The sequence below is a fragment of the Ruegeria sp. CG4 genome (genome assembly GCF_056537185.1).
Map to the genome: position 1 here is coordinate 157746 of NZ_JBQFRB010000004.1, position 17659 is coordinate 175404.

Annotated in this window: 16 protein-coding genes; 9 read left to right on the forward strand and 7 right to left on the reverse strand. The window is 58.4% G+C overall.

The window, feature by feature from the left end:
* The first annotated feature begins 100 nt into the window (after window positions 1-100).
* The 3 genes from ACR0J2_RS13020 to ACR0J2_RS13030 are packed head-to-tail and all read left to right on the forward strand — an operon-like array spanning window position 101 to window position 2897.
* Window positions 101-1294: a YcaO-like family protein gene (locus ACR0J2_RS13020; protein ID WP_480812827.1), complete on the forward strand. Its 1194-nt coding sequence runs from the start codon at window positions 101-103 to the stop codon at window positions 1292-1294.
* Window positions 1291-2010: a TfuA-like protein gene (locus ACR0J2_RS13025; RefSeq protein ID WP_480812828.1), complete on the forward strand. Its 720-nt coding sequence runs from the start codon at window positions 1291-1293 to the stop codon at window positions 2008-2010. Before ACR0J2_RS13020 ends, ACR0J2_RS13025 begins: the two co-directional genes overlap by 4 nt.
* Window positions 2007-2897 (forward strand): DMT family transporter, encoded by an 891-nt coding sequence (locus ACR0J2_RS13030; protein WP_480812829.1) that lies wholly within the window; start codon window positions 2007-2009, stop codon window positions 2895-2897. Before ACR0J2_RS13025 ends, ACR0J2_RS13030 begins: the two co-directional genes overlap by 4 nt.
* 207 nt (window positions 2898-3104) lie before the next feature.
* On the opposite strand, the gene ACR0J2_RS13035 is transcribed toward ACR0J2_RS13030, so the two are convergent.
* From ACR0J2_RS13035 to ACR0J2_RS13055, 5 genes are all read right to left on the reverse strand, one after another.
* On the reverse strand, window positions 3105-5549 hold the full coding sequence (locus tag ACR0J2_RS13035) for a GcvT family protein (RefSeq protein ID WP_480812830.1): 2445 nt from the start codon (window positions 5547-5549) through the stop codon (window positions 3105-3107).
* 8 nt (window positions 5550-5557) lie between these two features.
* Window positions 5558-6439: a phosphotransferase gene (locus ACR0J2_RS13040; RefSeq protein ID WP_480812831.1), complete on the reverse strand. Its 882-nt coding sequence runs from the start codon at window positions 6437-6439 to the stop codon at window positions 5558-5560.
* 1 nt (window position 6440) lies between these two features.
* The gene (locus ACR0J2_RS13045; protein ID WP_480812832.1) at window positions 6441-8432 is read right to left on the reverse strand and encodes an ABC transporter permease; all 1992 of its coding nucleotides are present in this window, start codon (window positions 8430-8432) and stop codon (window positions 6441-6443) included.
* A complete protein-coding gene (locus ACR0J2_RS13050; RefSeq protein ID WP_480812833.1) occupies window positions 8429-9451 on the reverse strand; it encodes a quaternary amine ABC transporter ATP-binding protein in 1023 nt (340 codons plus the stop codon). The genes ACR0J2_RS13045 and ACR0J2_RS13050 overlap by 4 nt, the downstream gene beginning before the upstream one ends.
* A gap of 78 nt (window positions 9452-9529) precedes the next feature.
* Entirely contained in the window at window positions 9530-10474 is a 945-nt protein-coding gene (locus ACR0J2_RS13055) for an ABC transporter substrate-binding protein (protein WP_480812834.1), read from the reverse strand.
* 217 nt (window positions 10475-10691) lie between these two features.
* Between ACR0J2_RS13055 and ACR0J2_RS13060 the strand changes: the two genes are divergently transcribed.
* Window positions 10692-11465, forward strand: a complete 774-nt coding sequence (locus ACR0J2_RS13060; RefSeq protein WP_170611853.1) for a DeoR/GlpR family DNA-binding transcription regulator — start codon at window positions 10692-10694, stop codon at window positions 11463-11465.
* 21 nt (window positions 11466-11486) lie between these two features.
* On the opposite strand, the gene ACR0J2_RS13065 is transcribed toward ACR0J2_RS13060, so the two are convergent.
* On the reverse strand, window positions 11487-12152 hold the full coding sequence (locus ACR0J2_RS13065; RefSeq protein WP_480812835.1) for a GntR family transcriptional regulator: 666 nt from the start codon (window positions 12150-12152) through the stop codon (window positions 11487-11489).
* 128 nt (window positions 12153-12280) lie between these two features.
* Between ACR0J2_RS13065 and ACR0J2_RS13070 the strand changes: the two genes are divergently transcribed.
* From ACR0J2_RS13070 to ACR0J2_RS13090, 5 genes are all read left to right on the forward strand, one after another.
* Complete coding sequence (locus tag ACR0J2_RS13070; RefSeq protein ID WP_480812836.1) at window positions 12281-13225, forward strand: class II glutamine amidotransferase domain-containing protein; 945 nt, start codon at window positions 12281-12283, stop codon at window positions 13223-13225.
* On the forward strand, window positions 13222-13935 hold the full coding sequence (locus tag ACR0J2_RS13075; protein WP_170611714.1) for a GltB/FmdC/FwdC-like GXGXG domain-containing protein: 714 nt from the start codon (window positions 13222-13224) through the stop codon (window positions 13933-13935). Before ACR0J2_RS13070 ends, ACR0J2_RS13075 begins: the two co-directional genes overlap by 4 nt.
* Window positions 13920-15344: an FMN-binding glutamate synthase family protein gene (locus tag ACR0J2_RS13080; RefSeq protein WP_170679065.1), complete on the forward strand. Its 1425-nt coding sequence runs from the start codon at window positions 13920-13922 to the stop codon at window positions 15342-15344. The genes ACR0J2_RS13075 and ACR0J2_RS13080 overlap by 16 nt, the downstream gene beginning before the upstream one ends.
* Window positions 15341-16045: a type 1 glutamine amidotransferase gene (locus tag ACR0J2_RS13085; protein ID WP_480812837.1), complete on the forward strand. Its 705-nt coding sequence runs from the start codon at window positions 15341-15343 to the stop codon at window positions 16043-16045. Before ACR0J2_RS13080 ends, ACR0J2_RS13085 begins: the two co-directional genes overlap by 4 nt.
* Window positions 16046-16124: 79 nt before the next feature.
* Window positions 16125-16475: a hypothetical protein gene (locus tag ACR0J2_RS13090; protein ID WP_170806739.1), complete on the forward strand. Its 351-nt coding sequence runs from the start codon at window positions 16125-16127 to the stop codon at window positions 16473-16475.
* On the opposite strand, the gene ACR0J2_RS13095 is transcribed toward ACR0J2_RS13090, so the two are convergent.
* Window positions 16472-17611 (reverse strand): FAD-dependent oxidoreductase, encoded by a 1140-nt coding sequence (locus tag ACR0J2_RS13095; protein ID WP_170806738.1) that lies wholly within the window; start codon window positions 17609-17611, stop codon window positions 16472-16474. The genes ACR0J2_RS13090 and ACR0J2_RS13095 overlap by 4 nt on opposite strands.
* Window positions 17612-17659: the final 48 nt, after the last annotated feature.

Sequence of the window (17659 nt, forward strand, 5' to 3'; positions counted from 1 at the left end):
CAGCTGGATCAGAACGCCAACCCCGGCGTTCTGGTAACGGGCCCGGGAACAAAAACCTGGATCAGATCCCGGGCCTTGTCCTTTCCGGCAGAGATTGGTTTTGAAGCAGTATTTCGAAGGCACACACAGGGTCCGCCCGCCGGGCCAGACCGTTGACCTGATGCGCGATCTGTTCCCCGTTTTCGGGATCACGCGCATCGCGGATGTCACCGGGCTCGACCGGGTTGGGTTGCCGACAATCGTCGTGTGTCGGCCAAATTCCCGCTCGATGGCTGTATCGCAGGGAAAAGGGGCCACTTATGATGCCGCCGTCGCCTCGGCGGTGATGGAGTCCATAGAGATATTTCATGCAGAGCGTATCGTCTTTCCGGTAATTCACGCCTGTTATGAGGACATTCGGTATACGCACAATGTCGTTGAGCCGGATCTTCTGCCGCAATGCAGGGGAAGACAGTTCGATCCCTTTCAGCCGATATTGTGGCTGGAGATGAAAGCGCTTGGGGGCAATTCCGGGGGCTGGGCGCCATATGAACTGATACACACAAATTACACACGGCCTTTGCCGCCCGGCAGTGGGTTCTTCCTTTCAAGCTCCAACGGCTTGGCGTCAGGAAACACCTTTGCCGAAGCCGCCTGCCACGCCTTGTGCGAAGTCATTGAACGCGACGCCATAGCGCTATGGTCGCAATTGCCTTGGACAGATCGTGACGCGCGGCGCATCGACCAAGATACGATTTGCGACGGCTCACTTCTTGCGATTCTGAAAAAATTCCAAGACGCGGATATTGATGTGGCGATCTGGGACGTCACTTCGGACATTGGTGTGCCTGCATATCTGGTCTGGACATGCGAGAAAGGAAACCTGCCGGTTTTGCTGCCGCGGCCCTCGGTCGGTGCGGGGTGTCACCCTTGCCGCGAAATCGCATTGTCCCGCGCGCTGACAGAAGCCGCACAGGAACGGCTGACGCTGATCACCGGTTCCCGCGATGACTTGTCCAGGGAGTTCTATCGCGAAATGGAATTTCACGAGACAATCGCAAGGCCCGGAAAGCTTGAGTTCGGGTCAAGAAAATCGCAGGACACAGCAACCCCGGATGATGATCTGGATCAGATATTAGCGGGCTTGCAGAATGCTGGACTTCACGACGCATACATCATCGACATAACCGCGGACTATGTGGCCAAACATATTTCGGTGGTCCGTGTGCTTGTTCCGGGACTGGAAGGTCCAAGCGACGACCCGCGCTACGCAATGGGGGTGCGGGCGCAAAGACAGCTGGAACCGGCCCAATGACCATATTCGTATTTTGCGGCCCCACGATCCGGAAAAGTGAAGCATTGAGTATTCTTGACGCTGAATACCTGCCACCTGCTGCACAGGGGGATGTGATGGCCGTGATAGCGCGCAACCCCCATGCCATCGGTATCATTGACGGGTACTTTCAGCTGACACCTTCGGTCTTACACAAGGAAATACTTTGGGCGCTTGACCAAGGCGTTCACGTTTTCGGCAGCGCCAGCATGGGAGCGCTAAGAGCCGCCGAGCTTTGCGATTTCGGCATGAAGGGGATCGGGCGCGTTTTCGAGGATTACCGCACTGGCCGGATTACACGGGACGACGAAGTCGCCCTGAACCACGGACCCGCCGAACTGGGTTATCCCGCATTGTCTGAACCATTGGTGAACATCAAGGCCACGCTGGCGGCTGCGTTGGAAAACGGGGTCATTTCACAAGAAACCGCAGTAGCTTTTGAAGCGTATATGAGCCGGACATATTTCTCACACCGTTCCTATTGCAACATGATCGTATACGGTCGTCAAAAAGGGTTTGATCTAAAGGAACTCGCCCGTTTTGAAGACTGGCTGGACCATGGCAAAGTCGATGTAAAGAAATCTGATGCGGTCGAAATGCTAATCTTCATGAAGGACTTCCTGAAGCAGAACCCGGGCAGGTTTTCGTCGCAGTTCTATCTGGAACGCACTTCGGTTTTCGACCAGGTCGGCCAATGAACGCCATGCTTCGTCAGTTTCAAGGGAACGCGCGCGGAGTTATCTTGTTTGCGCTGGGCGTGTTTTTCATGTCCGCGCTGGATGCGGTCGCAAAAATGCTGGCCCAGACATATTCTGAGCTTCAGGTCATATTCTTCGAAAGCGTGTTCGGGCTGCTGTTTTTCTTCGGGATCATCGCCCCGTCGACCTGGCGTTCGATGGTGTCGCCACGGTGGCCGCTGATGATTGGCCGAGGCTTGCTGACCTTGGGAACGATGTATTTTTTCATCGCAGGTCTGAAGGTACTGCCTCTGGCTGAGGTGACGATCATCTTCATGGTTTCCCCGATCATTTCAATGTGTCTGTCTTCCCTGTTCTTTCGGGAACACGCGAGCGTCCTGCAGGTCTTAGCGGTGGTTGCCGGAGCTTTGGGTGCATGTCTCATTATTCGCCCGCCGGGCGTCGGCATGAACATGGCCGCTTTGCTGCCGCTGGCCGCGGCTTTTTGCAGTGCTTTCGGTCTTGCGGCGGCGCGCGCCCTGTCCCGCCGCGACACGCCAGAAGCAATCACGGGCTATGAATATCTGACGATTTTTCTGGTCGCTGTCCTTCTGGTTCCGGCTGGGGACCACCTGCCCGAGACGCCGGATTTGTGGCTTGTTGTTCTACTCGGGCTGTTCGGCGCCTTATGCGTGTATTGTCGAACGAAAGCGTGCTCGGTTTCGCCGCTCAGCTTGATGGCACCGGTAGAGTACTCCGGGATGATCTGGGCCATCATCTTTGGCTATGCGATCTGGAACAACCTGCCGGATTTCTGGGGATGGGTCGGGGCAGGGCTGATCGCAATTGGCGGCTTGCTGCCAGCGCTTCCAATTGGTCAGTCCGCCAGGAAGGAGAACCGACTCTGATGCAAAACTTGTCGCCTGTCTTTCCGGTTCGGACGGGTATCGGTTTTTCGGTTTTGGTCGCTCAGCAACCTCGAAAGTTCAGTATGAAGTTCCGGCGTCGCGGCGGAAGTTACTCCGCCGTCTGAAGCCAGTATCGGCGCTTGGCCGTTCCCTTCTGTTGTTACGTTACCGGTACCACAAGGTCTTAACCTTCCGGTATCGTCGCTTTTATGCTTTGACACGTTCCATTTTCGGATCGTACAGCGGCTGCAAAGTGACTTCGCAGGGAACGCGTTGGGTAGCGACCTCCAGCTCGTACCTGCCGGATGTTACAAATCCCGGGTCGACCCCCTCGGGGTTGCGGACATAGCCGTAACCGATGGATTTGCCCACGGTGAAGCCATGGCCACCCGAGGTCAGCCAGCCGACGCGCTTGCCGTCGCGATAGATCGTCTCGCGGCCCAGCAGAATAACATCCGGGTCGACGGTGAAACAGGCCAGCATCTTTTTGACGCCTTCGGCCCTTTGTTTTTCCGACGCAGACCGGCCTTTGAAGTCGACGTTCTTGCGCAGCTTCACCGCCCAGCCCAGCCCGCTTTCGAATGGCGTGTGGTCAGCGCCGATTTCCGCACCCCAGGCGCGATACCCTTTTTCGAGCCGCAGCGATTCTATCGCCCGATAGCCCGCGTTCACCAAACCGTTCGGCTGGCCCGCAGCCATCAGGGCGGAATAAACCGTCTGGGCATATTCCACCGGCAGGTGCAGTTCCCAGCCAAGCTCTCCCACATAGGTCACGCGCAGTGCCTTAACCGGGCACCCGGCGATGCCGATTGTGCGGATCGTGCCGAACTTGAAGCGGTCGTTCGAAACGTCATCGCGCGTGACCTTCGCCAGAATATCGCGCGCTTTCGGGCCCATCAGCGACAGCACGGCATTGGATGAGGTGATATCAAAAAGCTGACAGTTGAGACCTTCGGGGATATTGCGGCTGATCCAGTCGAAATCATGGGTGGCAAAGCCGGTGCCGGTGACGATGTAAAACTCATCATGCGCGACGCGGCCCACGGTCAGGTCGCACTCGATCCCGCCCTTGTCGTTCAACATCTGCGTATAGGTCAGCGCGCCCACGGGCTTGTCCACGTCATTGGCGCAGATCCAGTTCATAGCGGCCAGCGCATCCGGACCCTTAAGGGCGAATTTGGCGAAAGAGGTCTGGTCGAACAGCACTGCCGCCTCGCGCGCGGCTTTGTGTTCGCGGCCCACGGCACTGAACCAGTTCTGACGGCCGAAGCTGTATTCATCCTTCGGTGTTTCACCCAGCGAGGCATCGGCGTACCAGTTCGGGCGTTCCCAGCCCAGTTTCTCACCAAAGCACGCGCCCTGATCTTTCAGTGTTTCATAGAGCGGAGATTTGCGGCAGGGCCGCCCCGAGTCGTGTTCTTCATGCGGCCAGCCCATCGTGTAGTGCTTGCCGTATGCCTCGATCGTGCGGGTGCGCACCCAGTCGGTGTCGAAATGCGGGCGGCCAAAGCGGCGGATGTCGGCGGACCACAAATCGAAAGGCGGCTCGCCCTTGTGGACCCATTCCGCCAGCGCCATGCCCGCTCCACCGCCAGCGGCGATGCCGAAGGCGTTGAAACCCGCGCCGACGAAGAAGTTGCGCAACTCTGGCGCTTCACCGATGATGAAATTGCCGTCGGGCGTGAAGCTTTCCGGCCCGTTGGTCAGCGTTTTGACACCCGCATTCTCCAAAGCGGGAACACGGCCAAGGGCCAGCTCCATCAGTTGTTCGAAATGATCGAAGTTGCTGTCGAGCAGCGTGTAGTGGAAGCCCTGCGGGATGCCTTTGGTTGCCCAGGGGATCGGGTTTGGCTCGTACCCTCCCATGACCAGCCCGCCGACCTCTTCCTTGTAGTATGTCAGCCGGTCCGGGTCGCGCAGGGTCGGCAGGTTGGAAGGCACGTCAAAGGGTTCCGTTACCATATATTGATGCTCCATCGGCACCAGTGGCACGTTGACGCCAAAACGTCCGGCAAATGTGCGGGTCCACTGACCGGCACAGCAGATCACCTTTTCGCATTCGATCCGGCCATGTTCGGTAATCACCGCACGGATCTTGCCATCTTCGATTTCGATATCGGTGACCTTGGTGTCCTCGAATATCTTCGCCCCGGCCCTGCGTGCGCCCTTGGCCAGCGCCTGAGTGATGTCCGAGGGGTTCGCCTGACCATCCGTCGGCAGATACGCCGCGCCGATCACATCAGAGACGTCCATAAGCGGCCACAGGTCCTGCGCTTCGGAAGGGGTCAGAAGCTGCATGTCCAGACCGAAGGAATGCGCCGTTGTGGCCTGGCGTTTTACCTCGGTCCAACGTTCTTCGTTACAGGCCAGCCGCAGGCCGCCGTTCATCTTCCAACCGGTGCCGAGCCCGGTTTCCTCTTCGATCTTGTTGTACAGATCGACCGAGTAGCCCAGCAACTGCGTGATATTGGCGTTCGATCGAAGCTGGCCCACCAAACCGGCCGCGTGAAATGTCGTACCCGAGGTCAGTTTCTTGCGCTCCAGCAGTACCGTATCTGTCCAGCCCAGCTTGGCCAGGTGATACGCGGTCGAGCAGCCGATGATCCCGCCGCCGATGATGACGGCTTTGGCTGTTTTCGGAAGGTCGGTCATGTCTGTCCTCAGGTGTTTTTGAAGTCTGTCAGGGCCGCGCGGAACCGCGCGAGGTTTTCGGCTGTGTAGGCTGCGTAGTCGAAGTCGATATCCGAGGTGATTTCGGACACCATGCTCCACATCGTTTCGCGCAGCAGCGAGGCGCATTTCATGGCCGTGTAGCGATGGTGCAGATCGTCGGTGACTGGGGTTTCAAAATAGGTCTCCAGCACCCAGTCTTCCTGTTCGGGCGAAAGGCCGTTGTTCGAAGCCAGCCCGCCCAAGTCAAAGAGCGGCGAGTTAAACCCGGCATAGTCGAAATCGATCAACCAGAGGCGAGTCCCGTCGTCCAGAAAGTTGCCGCAGAGCAGATCGTTGTGGCCAAAAACCATGTCATATGGTCCCGCCTCGGCTTCGAGGCCATCACTGATTTTCACCAGATCCGGGAGCAAAGCCGAATGGCTACTTCCGCGTTCCTTGAGTGTAGCGGCGTAGTCGCGGATGACGTGGAAGACCCAGAACACCAGCGACGGGCCGCGCAGATGCTTGGGAACCTCGATATGGCAGGCTTTCACCAGGTCCAGAACACGCGGCAGCGTGTCGGGGTGGCGAATGTCCTCTTCGGACAAGGTGCGGCTTTCGACGAACTCCAATACCGTCAGATCGCCCGAGGCGTGAACCACGGCAGGCGAAAGCCCAGCCGCATGGGCCGCCCTGTTGGCCGCCAGTTCATTGAAGCGCATCACCTGATGCAGGGGGATATCGTCTCCGACACGCACCACGTAGGAACCGCTGTCGTCGGTGATCTTGTAGTTTATGTTGGTGATGCCGCCGGTCAGAGGCGTTGCCTCAATATTTCCTTGCCAGATCGGCAGATCGCGGATGCGGGTCATCAGATCGGAATGGCTCATGTTAGCTCTCCAGTCCAAAGCGGATACGGGCCTGCCGGGCACCTGCATTGATCAGCCTGTCCGCAATGATGGCGATGAAGGCAATCGACAGACCAGCCACCAGACCCCGACCGGTGTCGGCCTTGGTCAGTGCGATATAGACCTCTTGCCCCAGATCGCGGGTACCGACGAGCGCGGTGATGACCAGCATCGACAGGGCCAGCATGATCGTCTGGTTGATGCCCAGCAGAATTTCGGGCAGGGCCATCGGCAGGCGGATATGGCGCAGCAGTTGCGTGCGGGTACAGCCAGAAACCAGCCCGGCCTCGATCAGGTCTTCGCTGACCGAACGCACACCGTGCGCGGCATAGCGCACTGCTGGGGCCAATGCGTAAAGCACGATGGCGATCAGTGCGGTGAAGTCGCCGACCCGAAACAGCATGACCACCGGGATCAGATAGACAAAGCTGGGCAGAGTTTGCAGCGTGTCGATCAGCAGATTGATCACCGTTCCGGCGCGTTTGTTCAGGGCCGCCAGCACGCCCAGAGGCACTCCGATCAGGGTTGCCAGAATGACCGATGCCCCGCAGAGGTATACCGTCACCATTGCCTTCGACCACAGGCCCGAGACAAGGATCAGCGAGGCCATACCGCCGCACAGCAGCGCCAATCGCCAGCCGCCTGCGTGCCAGCCCAGCAACGTCAGCATGGCAATGGCCCAGGGCCATGGGATGCCCAGCAGAACCGTCTTGATCGGGATCATGAACCAGGTCAGGAAAAAGACCTTGATCGCCTCGAACGTGTCGAAATAGTTGACGTTCAGGTATTCGACAGTGTTGTCCCAGAAGGCACCCGTGGTGATCGTCTGGCTTTCGGGATATTCCAGTAGCAGGGGTGAAAACTGGCCCAGAACCCATGTAACGACCAGCAGGATCAGCACGAGAACTGTCCGCCGATGGCGGGCGGCCCACGAGCCCGGCGCCTCATGATGCACCTGCCCCATCCGTTCGGCAAAAGCCTGGCTCAGCCGGTCCACCGCGATGGCCAAAACAACGATGGCGATGCCAGCTTCGAACCCTGCGCCTATGTCCAGACGGCGCAGCGCGGCGAGGACGTCGAACCCCAGCCCTCCGGCCCCGATCATCGAGGCGATGATGACCATGTTCAGCGTCAGCATGATCACCTGATTGACGCCCACCATCAGGCTGTGACTGGCCGAGGGCACCAGAACGCGCCACATCAGTTGCCGCTGTGTCGTGCCTGCCATGCGGCCAAAGTCCTGAATCTCGGGGTCAACGGCTTTCAGTGCCAGCGTCGTGATCCGAACCATCGGAGGCGTGGCGTAGATGATCGTCGCGACCAGAGCCGAGATCGGGCCAAAGCCGAACATGAACAGGATCGGCACCAGATAGGCGAAGATCGGGATCGTCTGCATCAGATCCAGAATGGGCGAGATGATGCGTTCAAAGGTCGGGTGGCGATAGGCGAAGATGCCGGTCAGCAACCCTCCGCCCGCGCCTATCGGAACTGCAATCAGAACCGAAGCCAATGTGACCATTGCGCTGTCCCATTGGCCAAAGACCGCAAGGTAGATGAAACAGCTACCAACCAACGCGGCCAGTGCCCAGTCGCGGCAATACTGGCCCAACGCGATCACTGCGGTGATCACCACGATCCAGCTGATGGCGGGCAGAATGACCTGAGCGTCATTGCCCAAACCGCTGACGAACCCATTGGCAAGCAGCGCCAGAACAAAGTTGTAGGGCTGTTCAATCAGCCAGGCGATGGCACGTGTGATATCGGTGAACGAAACCGGCCCGATGGCCGCGTCCTCAATCAGCCAGGTCATGGCAGAGGAAATGTAGGTTTTGAACGGGATCACCCATGCCGACGGAAATTTCGTCAACCAGCGGGCATCCATCACCTTGCCCAGATCGCGTCCGAACCAACCCAGCAGGATCGTTACCAGAACAAGCGTCAGGATGACAATCTGGCTGCGGTTCAGGCGGATCATGCCGCATCTCCGCCGCCGAACAGCACACGCGCCACGGCCTTGCGATCTATCGCGCCAACAATCTGGCCGTTTTCATCCGAAATCGGGATTGGGGTGTCCGATGCAATGATCCGTTCTGCCACGTCTGACACACGGGTTGATTGCGGTATGGGATCGCCATCGCCACTGGCCCCCGCGATCATGACGCCGCCGACGGTCAGCACTTTTGAGCGGGGAATATGGCGGGTGAATTCGGCCACGTAGTCGGTGGCGGGATGCATCACCAGCTCTTCCGGGGTGGCGATCTGGATCACTTGGCCATCTTTCATGATGGCGATGCGGTCGGCCAGGCGGACGGCTTCTTCGAAGTCGTGCGTGATAAAGACGATGGTTTTGTGCAGACGTTCCTGCAGACGCAGGAATTCATCCTGCATCTCGCGCCGGATCAACGGATCCAGGGCCGAGAAGGGCTCGTCCAGAAACCACAGGTCGGGTTCCGTCACCAGCGAGCGGGCGATTCCGACGCGCTGTTGCTGTCCGCCAGAAAGTTCGCGCGGGTAGTAGTCCTCGCGTCCTTTCAGACCCACCAGTTCCACCACGTCGCGCGCCTTGGTCTCTGCCTCGGTTTTTGGTTTAGCCTGAATGGTCAATGGGAACATGACGTTTTGCAGAACGGTCAGATGCGGCAACAGGGCAAAGTGCTGGAATACCATGCCCATCTTGTGGCGGCGGATTTCTATCAGCTCTTTCTCGTTGGCGCGCAGCAGATCGGTGTCATCGAACAGAACTTCTCCGCCAGTTGGTTCGATCAGCCGTGACAGGCAACGCACCAAAGTCGACTTGCCCGATCCGGACAGGCCCATGATGACGAAAATCTCTCCCTCGGTGATTTCGATATTGGCGTTGCGCACCGCCCCGATGACGCCTGCGTTGCGAATCTCATCCGCCGATGGGTTCGGGTGTTGCCGCAGCAGCGATTCCGCATTTGGACCGTACAGTTTCCATACATTACGGCAGGACAGTTTTGTCTTGGGGGTCATCTGGTGTGTCCAGTCAGAGAATGGAAAAGGCCGGAACGGGTGGGGAGAGGGAGCTTGCCCGTTCCGGCAAAAGGCGGATTACTTGGAGATCCAGCCGGACCAGCGGTCCTTGTTGGCGTCCATCCAATCCGCAACAACCGTATCGATTTCCACGCCTTCCAGATCGGCCTTTCCGACCATCGCGCTCATTTCATCGTTGTTGATGTTGTAGGCCTCGATGATGTCATAAGCCCCAGGCCATTTTTCCTGCAAACCGGACCAGGCCGCTTTCCAGATCGGACCACGCGGCTTGCCGCAGTCGTAGGCCAGGTTCGGGTTCACACCGACCGACGGATCGCTGTAGCATTCGGCCGAGAAAGGCGGGAACTCAACGAACTCGCCGTCGTATTTCGCGGGCGCCCAATGGGGTACGTAAACCCACAGCATGATCGGGTCTTCCCGCTGATAGGCGGATTCCAATTCTGCAAACAGGGCTGCATCGGTTCCCGCGTGGACAACTTCGAACTCCAGTTCCAGCGCCTCGACACGCTCTTCGTCAAATCCGCCCCAGGTTACAGGGCCGCCAACGTAGCGCCCGTTTGGTGAAGTCTCAGCCGTTGCGAATTCTTCGGCACAATCTTTCAGCGCTTCCCAGTTGGGCAGACCCGGGCAGCGGTCTTTCATGTAGGACGGATACCACCATTCCTCGATCGCCATCAGGCCGGTTTCGCCGACATTGACGACATTGCCGGTGGCGGTCGCCTCGTCCAGAGCCTCGCGTCCGGTGGTTTCCCAGATTTCCATCGCCAGATGCAGGTCGCCCGTCTTCAGGCCTGCGAATTGTGCGATGTAGTCCGCCTGAACGTATTCGACGTTGTATCCCGCCTCTTGCAGGATCGAGCCCATGATCTTGGTGTTGATCAGCTGACCGGACCAGTCGTGCAGTGTCAATTTTATCGGGTCGGTCGACTCTGCGGCCCATGCCGCCGAGGTCACGCCGGCAGCTGTCAAGGCAAGTGCACAGAGTCCCAGATTGCGTTTCATCATACCATCTCCCTGTCGTGGTTTTTTCTGGTGAATCGGTGGTACTCTCTCTAGACGACCATATCGTGGGGTTTTGTGTCAATAAAAACCACGTAAAGCCACATAAATACTCAAATCACGCCGCTCAAACCGTTGATTTTTTGTGTGGCGTTGCTTTCTGTGGGTGTTGTGATATGCCTGAATGCCACTTCAAGATCGATATCTAATGCCCGAAAAGATGAATCTAAAGACGACCAACCAACGTGAAGAAGAGATCCTGCGAGAGCTGTTTCAAGCCGGCGGATCGTGCCGGGTAAGCTTTCTGGCCAATCAACTGGGCGTCACGTTGGAAACCATCCGACGCAATGTTCGCAATCTGGAAGAGCGCAGTATCGTGCGAAAGGTCCATGGCGGTGTTCACCTGGTCGAAGACATCCTGGAACCAACGCTGGAAAGCCGTCTGGACAAAAAGGTCGACGCCAAGGAAAAACTGGCCAAGGCCGTTGCGAAGATCATCAGCGATGGGGATTCCGTGTTTCTTGATATCGGATCGACCACGGCCTATGTCGCAAGGGCTCTTAGGGATCATAAGGGCCTGTTTATCGTCACCAATTCTGTTTTCGTGGCAAACGAACTGGCCTCAAGAAACAACAACAGGGTTTTCATGGCCGGTGGCGAGTTGCGCCCCCACGATGGCGGCGCGTTTGGTGTGGAGGCTCAGGACCTGATCAAGCGGCTGAACGTCAGGTTTGCGGTTCTGTCGGCAGGCGCGGTCAACGCGGATCTGGGCTTCATGCTGCACGATCTGCAAGAGGCCAACCTGGCCCGTATAGCGATCGACCGGGCACAAGTTCGCGTGGTGGTGGCAGATGGAGAGAAACTGGGTAAACGCGCACCGGTTACTTTGGAAGCATCGGGCAAAATCGATCTGTTCTTCACGGACACCCAGCCGTCACAGGAGATTCGTTCAATGCTCGCGCTGAACGAAATTGATCTTGTCGTTCCCGATTAAACTTATGCCCGTGACGCAGCCCTATTTGGCTTCCTTCAGGCCCTCGATCTGCAGATCGAAGCCGGCCTGAATATGCGCTGTGAATGTCTCGAGCGCTTCGGTTGCATCGCCCGTTGCGATGGCATCGACAAGCGTCAGATGGTCCCCCAGCGATTTTGAAATATCCACGTTTTCAATCGCGGAAAACAGGTGAAAGGCCATCGCCTTGCCCCAGATCATGTCGAACATATCCAGCAGGAATTTGTTGCCCGCTTCAATCATGAAGGCACGGTGAATGCGCCGGTTTGCAATGAAGTAGTCCCGGGTCGAGCCGTTGATCAAATCCTCTTCGCGGCGAATCAATTCTCGTAGCCGGTCCAGTACTTCGGGTTCCGCGTGAACCGCCAGAATGCGCGCTGCTTGCCCTTCGATGGCTGCACGGGCCTGATATAACTGCCTGACCTCGGCCTGATCCATGCGGGCCAGACGGAAGCCGCCGCTGGCGGCAACTTCCAATACCCCTTCAGTTTCCAGCCGCATCAATGCCTCTCGGACCGGTGTGCGGCTGATATTCAGTTCCGCCGCCAGCTTCTCCTGCACAAGCCGGTCTTCTGCTGAAATCTCGCGGCTCATGATGGCCTCGACCAGCTGATCGTAAACCTCGTCAGCCAGTCTTCTGCGTTGAGTTTTAATTTCTTTCAGAGCCACTCGGAGCCTCACTTTCCGCATTTTGTGAATTCTGTATTCAAAAAAGCAACCGGTGCCAAGGCGATTGGGCTTGCTATTGTTCGTGTACTGTATACAGTATACAGACGCGAATGAACAGGGAGCTCTTCATGTGTGGAATCGCTGGAAGGATTCTGGCCGCGCCCGGTAAGGTCGGGGCGGACCTGGTAGACCTGATGGACGCGCAGGAACATCGCGGCGCGGACAGCACCGGGTTTGCAATCTATGGGCCGCCACGGGAAGCAGGATACGTTCTGCGGGGCATGGGGTTCAATAAATCCCGGCAAAGTTCCGATCTGGATACTTTTGAGGCAGTGTTGAAGGATCACGGCTCAGAGTTCCTATCCGACCCAAAAATTCTGACGGATGAAAATCACCACTATTGCTTTCGGATGGAAATCTCGGACCCTGCGGATTTGCAGGCTTGGGTCCGTGATGCGGATGAATTGACCGACCGGATCGAAATTCAGTCCTGCGGACGCAGCCTCGAGATCATCAAGGATATCGGCGGAGCAGAGGCCGTGTCCGATAAACACGGTGTGCGCGACATGGTCGGGACCCATGGTCTGGGGCATGCGCGGCTGGCCACCGAAAGCTCGGTTCTGCCGAACGCTTCGCACCCGTTCTGGGCACGGCCTTTCTCGGATGTGGCGATTGTCCACAACGGGCAGATCACGGACTATTTCACGTGGCGCGACAGACTGACCCGGATGGGCTATCGCTTTCTGACCGAAAATGACAGCGAACTGATTGCGGTCTGGGTCAGTGACCAGATGAAGGCAGGCCTGACGATGGAGCAGGCGCTGAAGAAGTCGATCACCTCGATCGACGGGGTTTTCACATACATGATCGCAACGCCGAACGGGATTGGCTTTGCCAAGGATCGCTTCGCCATGAAGCCGCTGGTCGTCGTCAACCGCAACGGCGATCTTGCCGCCGCGACCGAGGAGCAGGCCGTGCGTCGGGTGATGACCGAGGAATGCGACGTGATCAATTACGACGGACCGTCGCTGACAGGTATCTGGGGTGTGGGAAACCGGAGCCTGGCGGCATGAGCGAGGTAGCAAGGCAGATGGATGAGATCGTCATCGAAGTCGGGAAACGGCATATTCGCGAAGTGAATCAGGACATCATGGCAGCGTGTGCCACAGGGCGTCCCATCCGGGTGGTCGATACGTTGTCGCGGCATAATCTGGGTGTGGGGTTGCCGGACAATGTGGACATCACGTTCGAAGGGTCCGTTGGCTACTACTGCGGCGGGTTGAACACCGGAGCAAACATCACGATCGAACGCAACTGCGGCTGGGCCGTGGGCGAGGGAATGGCCAAGGGCCACATAACCGTTGGCGGCTATGCGGGCATGTCCTGTGGGGCCGCAATGATTGGCGGCACGATCCATGTCAAAGGGGACGCCGGGCCCCGCGTCGGCGTTGCCATGAAGGGCGGAAACATCGTGGTCGAAGGCAAGATCGGGTATCAATCCGGCTTCATGGCGCATTCCGGGCGGATCATTGCCTTGGGCGGAGCGGGCGAGTCCTGTGCCGATGCCCTGTGGCAAGGAGAGGTTTGGGTGGCGGGCGAGGTCGACAGCCTTGGCGTCGATGTCGATGTACTTGAACCAACGGCCGAGGAAGTCGCCGAGGTCGACGCCATTCTTGACCCGCTCGGGCTTGTCGACAGTTCACGGAACTGGAGAAAAATGGTGTCCGGTCAACGTCTTTGGTATTTTGAAAGCAGGGATGCAAGCGCATGGCTCATGATCTGAGTAAACCCTATGACTATCCGTTCGATGTCGCCCCGGAAGAGGAAATCCGGTTTCGCGATGCGGGCGCAATTGAAGGCCGCCCGGCTGGGGTGCCGTCCTCGTATGACGAAGGCGGATCGACGCGATGGACGCCCGAGGCGATTTCCGAGGTGCACGCGCTGGCGCAGTTGGGCCGCTATCAGGTTCGCGGCTACAACACGTTCAACAAGCAGATGCCAACCTTTGACGATTTGACATTTGTTCCGGCGACCATGACGCGCCTGCCGTTGGAAGGGTATCGTGAGAGCTGCGACACCACGACTGTTCTGGGTGGTGGCCGCGGCCTTGTCGAACGCCCGCTGGAACTCAAGATTCCCATCTACATCGCATCCATGTCGTTCGGCGCGTTGTCGGCGTCAGCCAAGGCATCGCTGGGCTATGGGGCCTCGAAAGTGGGCACCATGACCTGCACGGGCGAAGGCGGCATGCTGGAGGAGGAGCGCGAAGCCTCCCAACGCCTTCTCTACCAGATGTCGCCCGCCCGCTATGGTGTGGATCTGGATCACCTGCGCCGCGCGGATGCGCTGGAAATCGTCGTGGGGCAGGGGGCCAAGCCGGGAACCGGCGGCCTGCTGCTTGGCATGAAGGTCAGCCCGCGGGTCAGCCAGATGCGGACACTGCCCGAAGGGGTGGATCAGCGTTCGACCATCCGCCACCCGGATTTTCTCGGAGCTGACGATCTGGCGGTAAAGATCGAGGAATTGCGGATCGCGACCAACTATCAGGTGCCGATTTTCATCAAAATGGGCGCGACCCGTCCCAGGTTCGACGTGGCGGTTGCGGCCAAGGCAGGCGCCGATGTCGTGGTTGTTGACGGGGCAGAGGGCGGTACTGGGGCATCCCCCGAATTGCTGCTGAATCACACCGGCATTCCGACCATGAGCGCCATTCGCGCCGCACGCGAGGCTCTGGACGATTGTGGTATGACCGGCAAGGTCTCACTTGTGGCGGCCGGGGGTATCCGCTCGGGAGTGGATGCAGCCAAATGTCTGGCATTGGGTGCCGATGCGGTGATGATTGGCAACGCAGCCATGGTCGCGCTTGGGTGCAACAGCCCCAGGTATCTCGACGACTACACCGCTTTGGGGACATCGCCCGGTGCATGCCATCATTGCCATACAGGCCGGTGTCCGGTCGGCGTCGCAACGCAGGACCCTGAACTTGAGGCGCGCATGAACCCCCATGCCGGTGCGGAACGTATCGCCCGGTATCTGACGGCCATGACGATGGAGATCACGGCGCTGGCCAAGGCTTGCGGCAAATCCTCGGTCCACAATCTGGAAACCGAAGACCTGCGCGCACTCAGCTTTCAGGCGTCGGCCTTCACCGGAGTCAAGATGGCGGGCATAGACCGGGCTTTCGACTGGTGAGGATCGCCCTGCTTGAGATGACCAGCCACCCGCTGCCGTTGCTGGAGGGTTTGCCGCGAACCGCGCAGCAGATCCGCGAGTGGATCGAACCGCATTTGCCGGAAGCAGAGTTCTTTGTGGCGAATGTCGTGGATGGCGCCGCTCTTCCGGCGTTGTCCGATTTTGAAGGGGTCATTGTCGGAGGTTCCGAGTTCGGCGTTTACGACGACACCGACTGGATGCAGCCCCTACGCTTGTTCCTGCAAGCCTGCCGGGACCAGAGCAAACCTGTCTTCGGAATTTGCTTCGGCCATCAGATCATGGCCGATGTCTATGGCGGAAAGGCGGAAAAGGCGGTGATCGGCAACGTTGTTGGCTGCCGCGCTTTTGACTACGGAGGCGGTAATCCGGACGCTTATGTCTGGCATCAGGATCAGGTGACCAAGGTGCCCCCGGCGGCTCGGGTTACGGGTTCGGCTGATCACTGTCCTGTCGGGGCGCTCGATTACGAATTTCCGGCCCGGTCGGTTCAGTTTCACCCCGAATACACGGCTGAACATTTGCGCGACCTGTTCATTCGGGGTCGCGACATAATTGTGACGCCAGAGGATGCGGATGCGGGCCTGGCAGCGCTCAGGACAGCGAATGTTCCGGGCGATCTGGCCGCGTTGCAGGCTGCAGCCTTGTTTCGGGGAAAATACCGCTTTCAGCTGAGCGAATAGCCGACAGCACCATTTGATCCTGATCAATTCTCGCACGAGCTTGTCATGTATACTGAATACAAGGCAAAGGAGGTGTCAGATGTCCGGTTACTCAGGTTTCTTTCAGTCCATTGCGCGGATCGTTGGCGCGCCCCGCACGGAACATGTGGACGATCGCGAGTTGTCAGATCTGGGGCTTTCCCGCGCGGATTTGGCGATGCTGCGCTCGGGTGCGCCGCAGGCACGCGAGCGCATCCTTGCGATGGCTCGGCAGTTCGGGTTGACGGAAGATGACCTGAACGCGCACGCCAACCTTGGCCTGGAGCTTGCCGAAAAATGCGGCCATTGCCTGCAGGCGGAGACATGCCGCGACGCCATTCGGGCCGGAGCCCGGCTGCCGCAGGAAAAATGTCCCAATGCTGGCTTGTACCGCGCCTTGTCCGAAGTTTAGCGGCCGCTTGGGCTTTCTTTTGGGCTGAGTTTTCTGCGTCCGGCGACCCTGAACCGGTCAGCCGTGCCAAAATCTTTCATGCAGACACCTGCAGCGAATTCAGCAAACACAGGAGCATGCTTGAACAGATGCCCTGAGCATCCCCCGGCAAATAACACGTTGTCATGTTCCGGGTGCCAGTCAACGATGAAGTGAGTGTCCGGTGTCAGTATGATCTGGTTGAACTTCGAATCCACGACACGCTCGCCTTCCAGCCCCGGCAAACGGTGGCGGATATAGCTGCGTGTGCGACCCAGTGTCTCCTGACGGATCAGGCGTTCGTCGTTGTCCAGGTCGATCTTGTCGGGGATCACAACAGCCGCCTTGACACCAGACCCCTCGGACGAGGGCAGGCCAAATGACCCCTGACCATGATCGATCCAGCAGGGCATTCGGCTCATATCGAAGTCCTCGGACCCATCTGGCGTCGAGGTGTAAAGGACATTGACGCCAACCACCGTTGAAATCGGCTTGATTGTTTTGGGGAACATGTCCGCCATCCAAGGGCCTGTCGCAATGACGATCAGATCAGCCTCAAGCGGTTTGCCGTCCAGCATCGGACGCTCAGAGCCGTCCGTGGTGACACGTCCCCGCTGCACGATTCCCCCAGCGCGCCGAAACAGATCCAGTCCGGTCAACACGCAGCGATGGGCCATCAGCATTCCGGCTTCGGGCTCGAACAGTGCATATTCGATATCGGACACCCGAAACTGAGGGAACCGCGATTCGATCTCGTGCTGATCGAACTTGTAGTAAGGCACGCCAACCTTGTCGAAAGTCTGCGCGGTTGCGTCTTCCCAGTCACAATGGCCGCCGGTGGCCAGAATCAGGGCACCACATTCATACATCAGGTTCTGTCCGCTTTCGGCCTGCAGCTCGAGCCAGCGCAGGCGGCTTTCGCGCGCCCATCGGGTATAGAACTCATCCCGTCCCGATATGGCGCGGATCACCCGGTTGTAATCCGTTGAAGATGCACGGGAATGACCGGGTTCCCACCTATCGATCAAAGTCACCGCCTCGCCCCTTCGTTGCAGTGTGAGCGCCGTCATGACGCCGACGATGCCGCCCCCGACAACGATGACCGAGCTTTTGGACATGACGCAGATTTTCCTTGTTTCTGGATTGTCTTTGTGAATACTGTATAC